Genomic DNA, 13,271 nt, shown 5'->3' on the forward strand with positions numbered 1-13,271 from the left:
CCTTGTGATTACGTTAAGATTCGTGTCGCGGTTGGATGCGTCGATCCGTCGCGCGGCCGGGTTACAGCAGTCCGTCGAGGTTGCTCCCCACGGTCCACGCCGCGGTCGCGACCAGCCCGGTGATCGCCAGGATCAGCGCCACCCAGACCAGCACCATGCGCCGGTTGTGCTGGCGCGCCCAGACGAATTCGCTGATCGGGATGCCCGCGAATTCGCCTGTGACAGCCTCATATTCGTAATCGTCCTCGGGTTCGTCGTCGGTCTGCGCCGGGTGGTTGGGCTCCGGCCAGTCCTGCGGCCCCCGCGTCATCTGGCGTGTGGGCTGGCGCACCGGCACCGGTTCGGGCGCATTGGGCTGTTGCGCGGCGGGCGGCCGCTGGCTCGTCCGGCTGTGCTGCAGCGCCGCCGAACGGTGTTGCGCGGAGTTGCGGGGCGCAGGGACGGAGAAGTCCGGCAGCGCAAGCTCGTCGGCGATGGCGTCGAGGTCGGCTCGCATCTCGATCGCGTCGGCGTAGCGGTACGCGGGATCGCGGGCCGTGGCACGCCGCACGAAGTCGTCGAACTGCGCGGGGACCCCGTCGATGACCCCGCCGGGTGGCGGCACGTCGGTGTCCAGGCGCTGGTAGGCGAGCGACAATGCCGAGTCGCCGGTGAACGGTGTACGCCCGGTCAGCAGCTCAAACGTCATGATCCCCGCGGAGTAGACGTCGCTGCGCGGACCGGCGCTGCCGTCGCGCACCTGTTCGGGCGACAGGTAGGCCGCGGTGCCCAAAATGACGCTGGCGGAGGTGATTCCGGCGGCGGCGACGGCTCGCACCAGCCCGAAGTCGGCGATCTTCACCTCGCCGTCGTCGGAGATCAGCACGTTCTCGGGCTTGACGTCGCGATGCACCAGGCCGGCCCGATGCGCGGCGGCCAACCCGCCGAGGACCGGACGAAGCACCGCCGCGACGGCGTAGGGCGGCATGGGTCCGCGTTCGCCCAGCAGTTCGCGCAGCGTGCCGCCCTCGATCAGCTCCATCACCAGAAACGGGTGGCGGGCGTCCAGCCCCTGGTCGTAGACCGCGACCAGTCCGGGGTCCTTCAACCGGGCGACGGTTTGGGCCTCACGCTGGAAGCGGGTCAGGAACTGCTCGTCGCCGGCGTAGCGGGAATCCATCACCTTCACCGCGACGGGGCGGTCCAGCCGGGTGTCCAGGCCGCGGTACACCGTCGACGTGCCGCCGCTGGCGATCCTGGACTGAACCAGGTAGCGGCCGTCCAGCAAGGTGTTCTCCAGCGGATCGGCCGACCCGGGTTCGGGTCGGCGACCATGCGGGCCGGCCCGGCCCGAGGCGGGTCCGGGCGATTGCGCTTGGGCCACGGGGCCATCGTAGGTGTGCGGCCGTGATTGGCCGGTAGAACACGGGCTCAAGGCGGCCATCTAGGCCTACACTTGCCGGGATGAGCAGTATTCCTGCCGGCGACGATGTGCTAGAACCCGACGAGCCGATCTATGACCTCAAGCGGGTCGCCGAATTGATGGGGGTGCCGGTCACCAAGGTGCATCAGCAACTCCGGGAGGGGCACCTGGTTGCGGTTCGCCGCGACGAGGGTCTGGTGGTGCCGCAGGTGTTCTTCACCAAGTCGGGCGAGGTGGTCAAGAGCCTGCCCGGATTGCTAACCATCCTGCACGACGGCGGCTACCACGACACCGAGATCGTGCGCTGGTTGTTCACCCGGGACCCCTCGTTGACGGTCACCCGCGACGGCAGCCGCGACGCCCTCAACAACGCCCGGCCCGTCGACGCCCTGCATGCCCATCAGGCAAGGGAAGTCGTGCGCCGGGCGCAGGCGATGGCCTACTGAGCCCTTCGCTCAATCGGCGGGGACGTCGGCGAGCTCGGCTTGCCGCGCCGGGGCGCGATACAGGCTGTAGCCGGCGATCAGCGCGCAGACCGTGGCCAGCGAAAAGTGCAGCCACGAGTACATGCCGTGCGAGCCATCGGGTTTGAAGATCACCATCACCCAGGTCGACAGCCCGCCGATGACCGCGACCGCTCGCCGGGACTGCGCCAGCGGGGCCACGATCGCCAGCGGCCACGAGTAGTACCAGGGCAGGGCGGCCGGCACGAACAGCACCACGATCAGCATCGACCACGCGATGCCGGTCAACGCGGCCCGGTCGTCGCGGCGGAACCGCCACCACAGCAGTGGTAGCGAGATCGCGATGACGGCGATGCCGACCAGCCGGGTGACGCGAAGGATCGGATAGAAGCTCACCGGGAAGAACGCGCCGCCGATCGCGTGAATCAGGTTGGCGGCCGCGGTCGGCACGGTCAGCCAGTTGATGATCTTCACCGAGCCGGCCAGCGCGGTCAGCCAGCCCAGCCCGACGCCCGCCACCGCGGACAACACCGCGAACACCACGACGAAGGTCACCAGCGATAGCGCCGTGGCCGCGAAAAACGCTGGCACCGGCCGATATCCGCGCCGCTCGCGCAGCTGCCGCTGCCACACCCACACCAGAAAGGGCAGCGCGATGCCGGCGGTGGCTTTGACCGCGATGGCCACGGTGAGCAGCGTGATGCCGGCGACGGGCCGGCCGCCGAACGTCAACGCGATGCCGGCGGCCATCAGGCCCACCATCAGCATCTCGTTGTGCACCCCACCCATCAGATGGATGAGCACCAGGGGGTTGAGCACGCAGATCCACAGCGCCGTCGCACCGTCGGCACCCAGCCGATGCGCGATGCGCGGGGTCGCCCAGACCAACAGCGCCAGGCCGGGCAGCATGCACAGTCGCAGCAGCGCGGTGCCGGCCACCACGTTGTTGCCGACGACGATGGTGATGACCTTGGCCACCAGGATGAACACCGGGCCGTACGGCGCGGTGGTGATCGACCAGATGGGACTGACGTTGTCCAGCAGGCTGTTTGGGTTGGCGACCGGGCCGACGGCGTACGGGTCCAGGCCGTCGCGCAGCAGCGCGCCCTGCGCCAGATAGGAATAGGTGTCCCGGCTGAAGACGGGCACCGACACCAGCAACGGCGCCAGCCAGAACGCGGTGGTGGCTTTCATGACGAACTCGGTCGCCTCGCCGGCCAGCACCCGGCGGCCCAGGGCCAGCCACGCGATCAGCATCAGACCGACACCGGTCCACAACACGATCGACGACAGCACCAGGCCGTGGCCAAAACGCAACCAGGACATGTGCATCGACTCGAGCAGCGGATCGTGCTGGCGGGTGCTGCCCGCGCCCAGACCGCCCAGGGTGATCAGCACCGAGCCGAGCATGCCCAGCTTCGCCGGGCGCGAGTCGCCGGTGACGAGGAAGGTCTTCAGACGTGAAACCCATTCGCCGCGTGTCGGTTTGGCCGCCGGTGAGTCGGCTGCCGGGGTATCGGTCGGCGTCGTCATCGATCAGGCGGACCGGTTCGTGGCCAGCTTGGCCAATTCGGACAGGCCCGCCTTGGCCGCGGTATTGATGGGTGCGGCCGCCAGCGTGGCCAGCGCCCGCTGGGTCAGCGCGGCGATCCGTTGTTCGGCCGCGGCCAGGGCGCCCACCGACTCGATGACCTCGCGCAGCCGATCCACCTGCTCGTCGGTCAGTCGGGCTCCGATCGACGTGCGTAACAGGTTGGCCGCCAACGGGTCTGACTTCTCCGCCAATTCGACCGCCTCGGCCAGCAGCACGGTGCGCTTGCCCGAGCGCAGGTCGTCCCCGGACGGCTTGCCGGTCACCGCGGGGTCACCGAATACCCCCAGCACGTCGTCGCGCAGCTGAAAGGCCACGCCCAGGTCCGTCCCGAACTGGCTGAAGACGTCGTGGACGTCGGGCCGGTCGGCGGCCGCCGCCGCCCCGAGCTGCAGCGGCCGGGACACGGTGTAGCAGGCGGTCTTGAAGGTATCGACGTTCATCGCCGAGGCAATCGAGGCGGCCGCGCTGGCCTCGGCGACGATGTCGAGGTACTGCCCGCCGAGCACCTCGGTGCGAATGTTGGCCCACACCCTGCGCACCCGCCGCGCCGCCTGCGGCGTCAACTCGACACCCAACACGATGTCGTCGGCCCAGGCCAGCGCGAGATCGCCGAGCAGGATGGCGGCCGACATGCCGAACTGCTCGGGCGAGCCCTGCCACTGCCGCTCGCGATGCAACGCCGCGAATTGGACGTGCGTGGTCGGCCGGCCGCGCCGGGTGGAGGAGTCGTCGATGACGTCGTCGTGCACCAGCGCGCAGGCGTGCAGCAGCTCGAGTGCGGAAAACAGCAGCAGCGCTTGCTCATCGGGCGCTTCGGTGGTCACGGCGCGCCAGCCCCAATAGGCGAAGGCGGGCCGCAGCCGCTTGCCCCCGCTCAGCACGAAGTCTTCCAGCGCGGCGATCAGACCGCTGTAGTCGTCTCCCATGTACGCGGTCTCGGTGCGCCGGTCGTGCATGTACCGCCGCAATTGGTCGGTAATGGCGCCGGTCAACTCGACGGTTGCCGCTGCTGCGGTGGCTCCTAGGCTCAGCGCGGCGCCCCTTTCTGCTCGGCGGGCTGGGTGTTGCAGGCTCGACCAGTGTATTAGCCGCGGCACCGGGGTTGCCTTCCCCATGACGCGGGCGGGCGGACCCAGTTGCTTCGCGTGGCTCACTAACCCGCCCCTATGCTGGCGGGTGCGCTGAGGCCCGCGAATATGGCGCGGGCACAAGACGCCCCGGGCCAACAGTCGTCAGATGGAGAGAAGCCGCGTGACCCTCAACACCATTGCCCTCGAGCTGGTGCCGCCGAACGCCGACGAAGGCCGGGAGCGGGCACTGGAGGAGGCGCACAAAGTGGTGCGGAATTCGGCCGAGGCGGGCCTGGGCGGCCGGATCCGGCACGTCATGATTCCGGGGATCATCGCCGAGGACGACGACCGCCCCATTCAGATGAAGCCCAAGCTGGACGTGCTCGACTTCTGGTCGATCGTCAAACCAGAACTGCCCGGGATCAGCGGCCTGTGCACGCAGGTCACCGCGTTCATGGACGAGGCGTCGCTGCGCGCGCGGTTGACCGAGCTGACCTCGGCGGGCATGGAGGGCGTCGTCTTCGTCGGCGTGCCGCGCACCATGAACGACGGCGAGGGCTCCGGCGTCGCCCCCACCGACGCCCTGTCGATCTATCGCGAGCTGGTGACCAACCGCGGCGTCATCCTGATCCCCACCCGCGACGGCGAACAGGGCCGGTTCAATTTCAAGTGCGACCAGGGCGCCACCTACGGCATGACCCAGCTGCTGTACTCCGACGCGATCGTGGGTTTTCTGAGCGAGTTCGCCAGGCAGACCGACCACCGGCCGGAGATCCTGCTGTCGTTCGGATTCGTGCCGAAGATGGAGAGCCGGGTCGGACTGATCAACTGGCTCATCCAGGACCCGGGCAACGCCGCGGTGGCCGCCGAGCAGGAGTTCGTCAAGAAGCTGGCCGCCGGCGAACCCGCACAGAAGCGCCAGCAGATGCTCGACCTGTACAAGCGGGTCATCGACGGGGTCGCCGAACTGGGCTTCCCGCTGAGCATCCACCTGGAGGCGACCTACGGGAATTCCGGGCCGGCCTTCCAGACGTTCGCGGAGATGCTCGCCTACTGGTCGCCGGTCCAGGGGGATTAACCGGCGGATCTAGCTGGGCGGCGGCTGGTCGCGCGGCGCGGTCAAGCGCGGTGACCGGTCCCGGCTGACCCAGGCCAGCAGCCCCACCACGCCGGCCGCCGCGAACGACGCGATGCACAGCCACACCACCGCGCCGGTGAAGGAGCGGGTGTTGGGGTCGGTGTAGCGGGCCTGGGCGGTCATCGTGCTCACCACCCCGGGCTTGAGCTTCCACGACACCACGTCGGGTTCGACCCGGTCGCCGTTGGTGGAGGTCACCACGCCGGGGAAGGCGACCGTCAGCTCGACGTCGGCCTCGGGATCGGTCAGCGAGGTCAGATCCGCCCGGCCCTCGAGGATCACCAGGTTCCCGTTGCGGCGCAGCGTCAGGTTCACCCCGGAGGCGTCGGAGTTCATGTTGGCCAGCTGCGGCAACTCCGCGAATGTCAGGTCGGAGAACACGGCCTGCGAGCCGACGTAACCGTCGCTGTCGTAGTTCGACACCGCCACCTTCTGGCTGAACGGCAGGTTGTTGCTGTCCAGTTGGGGGCCGGTGTCTTTGGACGTCTTGGGTTTCGCGGCGGCGACGATCTCGCCGGACACCAGGTCGTCGGGGGAGATGGTGAGCGAGGCGCGGACCCGCAGGCATCCGGTGGCCAGCGGCACCAGCAGCAGCAACATCGCCAGCGCGGTCAGTCGCCGGCGTCGAGCTCGAAACGCTCGGGATCCTCGGCTGCGGGACGGGGGAGAGCTGGCTCGCACCAGGTCATCGTGCCAGATCGGATGTGCCACTTGAATAAGGTGGCGTGTTCCGGCCCGTGGCGGGTCGTGGCCGGTCGGGGCTAGAGCGGTAGCTCGCGGCCCAGGATCGCAAACGCTCGCGGATCCCCGGCGAAGTGGTAGCCGCGGATGACGTCGGTGAAGCCCAGGCGCCGATACAACCGCCAGGCGCGGTTGGGTTCACCGGTAGTTTCCGGCGTGGACAGCAGCACATTCTGCTCGGCGCGACCCGCGAGCAGCCGCCGGGCCAGCGCCTCGCCCAGACCGCGACCCTGGGCGCGGGGATGGATGTGCAGCTCGGTCAACTCGAAGTAACTGTTCATCAGCCGGGAGATCTCCTGGGGCGGTGAGCCGCCGCGCTGCATGCCCAACACCACCTGTTGCTGCCACCATTGCCCTGGCGCACCCGGATAGCCATAGGCCACGCCGAGCAACGGGGCACTGGCCAGCACCTCGGCCGAGGGCGGTTGCGCGCCTGCGTCTTCGGCCTCTTCGGTTTCGACGACGCCGGCGCCCTGCCAGCCGCGCCGGCGGATGTGTTCCAGCCACATCGCGGCGCGCTGCTTTTCGGTGCCGCGCGGGTAGCGCATCGCATCGACGTACACCGCCAGGGCGTCACCGAGGCGGCGCTCCATGTCATGGGGCAGCAGATCGATGAGGAATATGGCCAACTCGCGGTCTCCTCCTCATCGGTGCTCGGGGTACTGCGGTGCGCCGGCGGTATGTGTCGCGGTGGACTTGGCCGCTATCGCCCATTATCGGACCCGCGTGTGACGGCCCGACGAGTGGTCGTGACGCCGGACCGGCGAACCGCCACGGTTGAAGGAAGCCGGTTGTAGCGCACGGCAGTTGCGGTCTGCGGGGGCGTCCGTGGGCGGCGGGGATAGAATCGGCGCCGAACCAGTGGTATGGGGCAGATTGACCTCGTATCATTCAATTAGTTGCCCCCGCAACGGGCATCCGCGTGGTACCGATAGTCACGTGCCAAACAGTCGGCAAGGAGGGACGAATGCCACTCTCCGATCATGAGCAGCGGATGCTCGATCAGATCGAGAGCGCTCTCTACGCCGAGGACCCCAAGTTCGCGTCGAGCGTCCGCGGCGGTGGCTTTCGCGCACCGACCGCCCGCCGGCGGCTGCAGGGCGTGGCGCTGTTCGTCATCGGTCTGGCGATGCTGGTCTCCGGGGTGGCGTTCAAGGCGACGATGATCGGAAACTTCCCGATCCTCAGCGTCTTCGGGTTCATCGTCATGTTCGGCGGAGTGATCTTCGCGATCACCGGACCTCGGTTGTCGGGCAGGCCCGACCATTCCGGCCCGGCCGCCACTTCGTTGCGTCAGCGCCGGAACAAGGGCGGGGGTTCGTTCACCAGCCGCATGGAGGACCGCTTCCGCCGTCGGTTCGACGACTAACCGCAGCCGGACGCATTCGGGGTAGCCATCGGCTGCCTCGTTTCATTTTTCCTGGGCCGCGCGCCGCCGGCCGCGCGCCGGACATCCGCGCAACCGTCGATGCCGTTTTGCAGCTCAATCGAGCCCTAACCGCAGCGCGTCCAGGCATCTAGGCCCCACCACGCCCCACTAAAGTCCCCCACGAAGCCCCACTGTCCGTATTTCGCCTGGTAGGCCCGCCGTGCCACGGTGCGTCCGAGACGCCTGGGAGGGGTCCCGACACACCCTTCGCGCGTCTTTGGCGGCCCTCTGACGACGGATAACCGCGAAAACGCCGCGACGACACTCAAAGAATGGGGCGTAGTGGGGGATTGTGGGGTATGGTGGCTGCAGTGTTTGGGTGACCCCATAGGGGAGGTGAGCTGGTGTTTCTCGGCACCTACACGCCCAAACTCGACGACAAGGGGCGGCTGACGCTGCCCGCTAAGTTCCGCGACGCGCTGGCAGGGGGGTTGATGGTCACCAAGAGTCAGGACCACAGCCTCGCCGTCTACCCCCGGGCGGAATTCGAGCAACTGGCCCGCCGGGCGAGCAAGGCCTCGCGGAGCAACCCCGACGCCCGCGCGTTTCTGCGCAACCTCGCCGCGGGCACCGACGAGCAGCACCCGGACGCGCAGGGCCGGATCACGTTGTCGGCCGATCACCGGCGCTACGCGAACCTCACGAAGGACTGCGTGGTCATCGGCGCGATCGACAACCTCGAGATCTGGGACGCGCAGGCCTGGCAGGACTACCAACAGACCCACGAAGAGAACTTCTCCGCGGCCAGCGATGAAGCACTCGGCGACATCATCTGAGGCGCATGCCCGTGCAACGTGGCCTCTGCCCGAACCGACCCTGGCGTACTTCCCCAACGCCAGGTTCGCGATTTCGGTCAGAGACCTCGATGCAGGGGCCGCCCCTCTTCCCGAGCGCTCGGTAAGGCCGGTCCGGGCGGCGCAGACCCGAAGCGGCGCGGGGACCCGCTTGGCGGTGGCCCGGGCGGCCGACGGGTGCCGCCAGATCCGTGGAGGCGTTGCGGTGGTTGACAATTCGAGGTCCGACGATCACGGGCACGTCCCCGTCCTGCTGGAACGCTGCGTCGAACTGCTCACGCCCGCGCTGACCCGTCGCAGCCCCGACGGGGCGGGGGCGACCCTGGTCGATGCCACGCTCGGCGCGGGCGGGCATGCGGAGCGGTTCGTCACCGACCTGCCGGGCCTGCGGCTGATCGGGCTGGACCGCGATCCCAGCGCGCTGGACATCGCCCGGGCGCGCCTGGCGCGTTTCGCCGACCGGGTCACGCTGGTGCACACCCGCTACGACGGCATCGCCGCCGCGCTGGACGAATCCGGTTATGCGGCAACCGAATCGATAGACGGAATGCTGTTCGACCTCGGGGTGTCGTCCATGCAGCTGGACCGCGCGGAGCGGGGCTTTGCCTACGCCCAGGATGCCCCGCTGGACATGCGGATGGACCCCTCGTCGCCGCTCACCGCGGCCGACATCGTCAACACCTACGACGAGGCCGAGCTGGCACGAATCTTGCACCGCTACGGCGAGGAGCGGTTCGCACGTCGTATCGCCGCACACATCGTGCGCCGCCGTGCCCGGCAGCCGTTCACCTCGACCTCGGACCTGGTAGCCCTGCTCTACGAAGCGATTCCGGCCGCGGCCCGGCGCACCGGCGGGCACCCGGCCAAGCGCACGTTTCAGGCGCTGCGGGTGGCGGTCAACGACGAGCTGGACACACTGCGCCGCGCGCTTCCGGCCGCCCTGGACGCCCTGGACGTCGGCGGGCGGATCGTGGTGATGGCCTACCAATCGCTGGAGGACCGGATCGTCAAGCGGCTCTTCGCCCAGGCGGTCGCGTCCCGCACCCCGGTGGACCTGCCGGTCGAACTTCCCGGCCACGAGCCGCGATTCGGATCCCTGACACACGGCGCCGACCGGGCCGACGCCGCCGAGATTGAGCGCAATCCACGCAGTGCCGCAGTGCGATTGCGGGCGCTGCAACGAATGCAGTCACAGCAGGCTAGCGGGAGAGGCGACGCATGAGAGCAGAGCGCGAGGCGTCGAAGCGGCGCGGCGGCAGTGATCGTCGCGGCGGCCGCGACGGCGCTGCCCGACGGAGCCGTCGTCCCGCGGCCGAATCCGGATCGACGCGGCGCACCCGAAGCGGCCGGACAACTGCACCGGCCCGCGAGGTCCGCGCGCCCAAGTCCGGACCGCAGACCAGCCCGATCGCCCGGCCGGTCCAGCGGCCCGCGCGGCCCAAGAGCACCAGCCAGGCCAAGGCGCGGGCCAAGGCGCGCAAAGCCAAGGCGCCCAAGGTCGTTCGCCCTCGCCTGACCGAACGGCTGGCCACCAGGCTGGCGTCGATCGACCTGCGGCCGCGGACGCTGGCCAGCAAGGTTCCGTTCGTCGTGCTGATCATCGGTGCGCTGGGCATCGGGCTGGGCCTGACGCTGTGGCTGTCCACCGACTCCGCCGAGCGCTCGTACAAGTTGAGCCACGCCCGCGAGCGAACCCGGTTGCTGCAGCAGCAAAAGGAGGCGCTGGAGCGCGACGTGCGCGAGGCCGAAGCCGCCCCGGCGCTCGCGGAGGCGGCCCGCAAGCTAGGCATGATCCCGAGCAGGGACACCGCGCACCTGGTGCAGGATCCGTCCGGGAACTGGGTCGTGGTCGGCACGCCCAAGCCGGCCGACGGTGTTCCGCCGCCGCCGCTGAACGCCAAGCTGCCCGACGAGGCGCCCCAGCCCCCGAAGCCGCCCGCCGCTCCTCCGGAGGTCTCGGTCCGGATGGAACCGGCCCCCGGCGGCCCCGTCCCGTCGCGGTCCGGGCCCGAAGCGCTGCTGCGCGCCCCCGACGGCGCGTCGACGGTGGGCGGTCAGCACCTGCCGCCGGTGGCGCCCCCGGTGCCCGGCGCGCCTGCCGCGCCCGGTGTGCCGCTCACGGGTACGCTGCCCGGCATGCCAGGCGGACCGGCGACGGGTGCATTGCCCGGCATGCCCGCTGCCCCGACCCTCGGTGCGCTGCCCGCCACGCCCGGCGGTCCGGCCACCGGACTCGCACCCGGCGTGCTGCCGGCGATGCCGACCCCCGGTTTGCCCATGCCTGCCGGGCCGGCGACCGCTCCGGCACCCCCCGAGGTGTCGATTCCCCTGGGCGGGTTGCCGATTCCGGCCCCTGGCCAGCTGCCCGCACCGTTGCCCGCCGAGATTCCCGTTCCGGTGCAGTTGGGCCGCCCGGCGGCGCCGGCTCAACCGGCGGTCCCCGCCGCCCCGGCCAACGGCCTGCCCGGGCCCGCGGCCGGCGCGGCGCCAGGTGTTCCCAGGTGAGCCGCGGAGAATCCCCGCGGGCCCGCCGATCGCAGTCGGCGCGCCCGACCCGCGGTCCCCGCAAGGACTTGGCGGGCAAGGCCGTACGGCAACCCAAGCGTCGCCTGAAGGCGCAGCAGGCCGACCTCGGCCGCGACGTTCGGGAGCCGAAGCGATTCCGGAAAGCCAAGCAGGCCAAGGGCACCGGGGCCGCGCAGCGTCCGGAGGCGGGAGCGGGGCACTCTGCGCGGGAGCGTCGCACCCGCCAGATCGTCCAATTGACCAGCCGCGGTGGGTCATTCGTCTTCCGGCATCGGGCCGGCAACGTGGTCATCCTGGTGCTGATGCTGGTGGCCGCGGCCCAGCTGTTCGTCTTGCAGGTGACCAACGCCCCGTCGCTGCGGGCCCAGGCCGCCGGCCAGCTCAAGGTCACCGATGTGGAAAAAGCCGTGCGCGGCAGCATCATCGACCGTCGCAAAGACCAGCTCGCCTTCACCATCGAGTCGCGCGCGCTGACGTTTCAGCCGAAACGCATTCGCAAGCAACTCGAGGAAGCCAAAGCCAAGAACTCAACGGCGCCCGACCCGCAGCAGCGGTTGCGCGACATCGCCAAGGAGGTCTCCAGCCGCCTGGGCAACAAGCCGGACTCGGCGACCGTCCTGAAGAAGCTGCAGACCGACGAGAACTTCGTCTATCTGGCGCGCGCCGTCGATCCCGCCGTCGCCACCGCGATCTCGGACAAGTACCCCGAGGTCGGTTCCGAACGCCAGGATCTGCGCCAGTATCCGGGCGGGTCGCTGGCGGCCAACATCGTCGGCGGCATCGACTGGGACGGTCACGGACTGCTGGGGCTGGAAGAGGCCATGGATTCGGTGCTGTCGGGCACCGACGGCGCGGTCACATACGACCGCGGATCCGACGGCGTGGTCATTCCCGGCAGTTACCGCAACCGGCATCGGGCGGTCAACGGCTCGATGGTCCAGCTGACCCTCGACGACGACATCCAGTTCTACGTGCAGCAGCAGGTTCAGCAGGCCAAGAACGTCTCTGGCGCGCACAATGTTTCGGCCGTCGTGCTGGACGCCAAGACCGGCGAAGTGCTGGCCATGGCCAACGACAACACGTTCGACCCCTCCCAGGACATCGGGCGACAGGGCGACAAGCAGCTGGGCAACCTCGCGGTGTCCTCGCCGTTCGAGCCCGGCTCGGTGAACAAGGTGATCACCGCGTCGTCGGTCATCGAATACGGCCTGTCCAATCCCGATGAGGTGCTGCAGGTCCCGGGCACGATCCAGATGGGCGGGGTGTCCATCCACGACGCGTGGGATCACGGCGTGATGCCCTACACCACCACCGGCGTGTTCGGAAAGTCCTCCAACGTCGGCACTTTGATGCTCGCGCAGCGCGTCGGCCCGGAGCGCTTCTACGACATGGTCCGCAAATTCGGTCTGGGTCAACGCACCAACGTAGGCCTCCCGGGCGAGAGCGCCGGGCTGGTGCCACCGATCGACCAGTGGTCGGGCAGCACCTTCTCGAACCTGCCCATCGGCCAAGGTCTTTCGATGACCCTGCTGCAGATGACCGGCATGTACCAGGCGATTGCCAACGACGGGCTGCGGATACCGCCGCGGATCATCAAGGCCACCATCGCACCCGACGGCACGCGCACCGAGGAGCCGCGTCCGGACGGCGTGCGGGTGGTCTCGCCGCAGACGGCGCAGACCGTGCGCAACATGCTGCGCGCCGTGGTGCAAAAGGACCCGATGGGCTACCAGCAGGGCACCGGTTCCGCCGGCGCGGTGACGGGCTACCAGATGGCCGGCAAGACCGGTACCGCACAGCAGATCAACCCCGCCTGCGGCTGCTACTTCGACAACGTCTACTGGATCACGTTCGCCGGAATGGCCACCGTCGATAACCCCCGGTACGTCGTCGGCATCATGATGGACAACCCGGAGCGCAACGCCGACGGGACGCCGGGCCACTCGGCGGCCCCGCTGTTCCACAACATCGCCGGCTGGCTCATGCAGCGCGAGAACGTGCCGCTGTCGCCGGACCCCGGGCCCCCGCTGACGCTGCAGGCCACCTGACCCGGGCCTGACCTTCCGTCAAGCCAGGCCTTCCGTCGACGCGCTGATCGCCTCATGGCCGGTTG

The 13,271-nt window shown here is 69.4% G+C and carries 12 protein-coding genes; 7 read left to right on the plus strand and 5 right to left on the minus strand.

Going from position 1 to position 13,271, the window contains the following annotated elements:
• Positions 1 to 61 precede the first annotated feature (61 nt).
• Complete coding sequence (locus AC5Y5B_RS14455; protein ID WP_112634744.1) at positions 62 to 1,279, minus strand: protein kinase domain-containing protein; 1,218 nt, start codon at positions 1,277 to 1,279, stop codon at positions 62 to 64.
• 164 nt (positions 1,280 to 1,443) lie between these two features.
• On the opposite strand from AC5Y5B_RS14455, the gene AC5Y5B_RS14460 reads away from it, so the two are divergent.
• Positions 1,444 to 1,848, plus strand: a complete 405-nt coding sequence (locus AC5Y5B_RS14460; RefSeq protein WP_007770743.1) for an Rv2175c family DNA-binding protein — start codon at positions 1,444 to 1,446, stop codon at positions 1,846 to 1,848.
• A 9-nt stretch (positions 1,849 to 1,857) separates the two neighbouring features.
• On the opposite strand, the gene AC5Y5B_RS14465 is transcribed toward AC5Y5B_RS14460, so the two are convergent.
• Together AC5Y5B_RS14465 and idsA2 are read right to left on the minus strand one after the other, a co-directional pair.
• Positions 1,858 to 3,399: an alpha-(1->6)-mannopyranosyltransferase A gene (locus AC5Y5B_RS14465; protein WP_112634733.1), complete on the minus strand. Its 1,542-nt coding sequence runs from the start codon at positions 3,397 to 3,399 to the stop codon at positions 1,858 to 1,860.
• A 3-nt stretch (positions 3,400 to 3,402) separates the two neighbouring features.
• Positions 3,403 to 4,452, minus strand: coding sequence for a bifunctional (2E,6E)-farnesyl/geranyl diphosphate synthase (gene idsA2, locus AC5Y5B_RS14470; protein WP_112634732.1), 1,050 nt, complete (start codon positions 4,450 to 4,452; stop codon positions 3,403 to 3,405).
• Between the two features lie 259 nt (positions 4,453 to 4,711).
• Here idsA2 and AC5Y5B_RS14475 point away from each other — a divergent pair, with 259 nt between their 5' ends.
• Complete coding sequence (locus AC5Y5B_RS14475; protein ID WP_112634731.1) at positions 4,712 to 5,608, plus strand: mycobacterial-type methylenetetrahydrofolate reductase; 897 nt, start codon at positions 4,712 to 4,714, stop codon at positions 5,606 to 5,608.
• 9 nt (positions 5,609 to 5,617) lie between these two features.
• Here AC5Y5B_RS14475 and lppM read toward each other — a convergent pair whose 3' ends face one another.
• Both lppM and AC5Y5B_RS14485 read right to left on the minus strand, forming a co-directional pair.
• Complete coding sequence (gene lppM / locus AC5Y5B_RS14480; RefSeq protein ID WP_112634730.1) at positions 5,618 to 6,268, minus strand: lipoprotein LppM; 651 nt, start codon at positions 6,266 to 6,268, stop codon at positions 5,618 to 5,620.
• 161 nt (positions 6,269 to 6,429) lie between these two features.
• Positions 6,430 to 7,038, minus strand: coding sequence for a GNAT family N-acetyltransferase (locus AC5Y5B_RS14485; RefSeq protein ID WP_112634729.1), 609 nt, complete (start codon positions 7,036 to 7,038; stop codon positions 6,430 to 6,432).
• A gap of 338 nt (positions 7,039 to 7,376) precedes the next feature.
• Between AC5Y5B_RS14485 and AC5Y5B_RS14490 the strand changes: the two genes are divergently transcribed.
• The 5 genes from AC5Y5B_RS14490 (at position 7,377) to AC5Y5B_RS14510 (ending at position 13,206) form a co-directional block, all read left to right on the plus strand.
• On the plus strand, positions 7,377 to 7,778 hold the full coding sequence (locus tag AC5Y5B_RS14490) for an SCO2097 family morphological protein (RefSeq protein ID WP_112634728.1): 402 nt from the start codon (positions 7,377 to 7,379) through the stop codon (positions 7,776 to 7,778).
• 404 nt (positions 7,779 to 8,182) lie between these two features.
• Complete coding sequence (gene mraZ / locus AC5Y5B_RS14495; protein ID WP_112634727.1) at positions 8,183 to 8,614, plus strand: division/cell wall cluster transcriptional repressor MraZ; 432 nt, start codon at positions 8,183 to 8,185, stop codon at positions 8,612 to 8,614.
• The gene (gene rsmH, locus AC5Y5B_RS14500; protein ID WP_112634726.1) at positions 8,589 to 9,854 is read left to right on the plus strand and encodes a 16S rRNA (cytosine(1402)-N(4))-methyltransferase RsmH; all 1,266 of its coding nucleotides are present in this window, start codon (positions 8,589 to 8,591) and stop codon (positions 9,852 to 9,854) included. The genes mraZ and rsmH overlap by 26 nt, the downstream gene beginning before the upstream one ends.
• On the plus strand, positions 9,851 to 11,137 hold the full coding sequence (gene ftsL, locus AC5Y5B_RS14505) for a cell division protein FtsL (protein ID WP_289176417.1): 1,287 nt from the start codon (positions 9,851 to 9,853) through the stop codon (positions 11,135 to 11,137). Before rsmH ends, ftsL begins: the two co-directional genes overlap by 4 nt.
• Positions 11,134 to 13,206: a peptidoglycan D,D-transpeptidase FtsI family protein gene (locus AC5Y5B_RS14510; protein WP_289176416.1), complete on the plus strand. Its 2,073-nt coding sequence runs from the start codon at positions 11,134 to 11,136 to the stop codon at positions 13,204 to 13,206. The genes ftsL and AC5Y5B_RS14510 overlap by 4 nt, the downstream gene beginning before the upstream one ends.
• Positions 13,207 to 13,271: the final 65 nt, after the last annotated feature.

The sequence above is a fragment of the Mycobacterium sp. NGS33 genome (genome assembly GCF_059812885.1).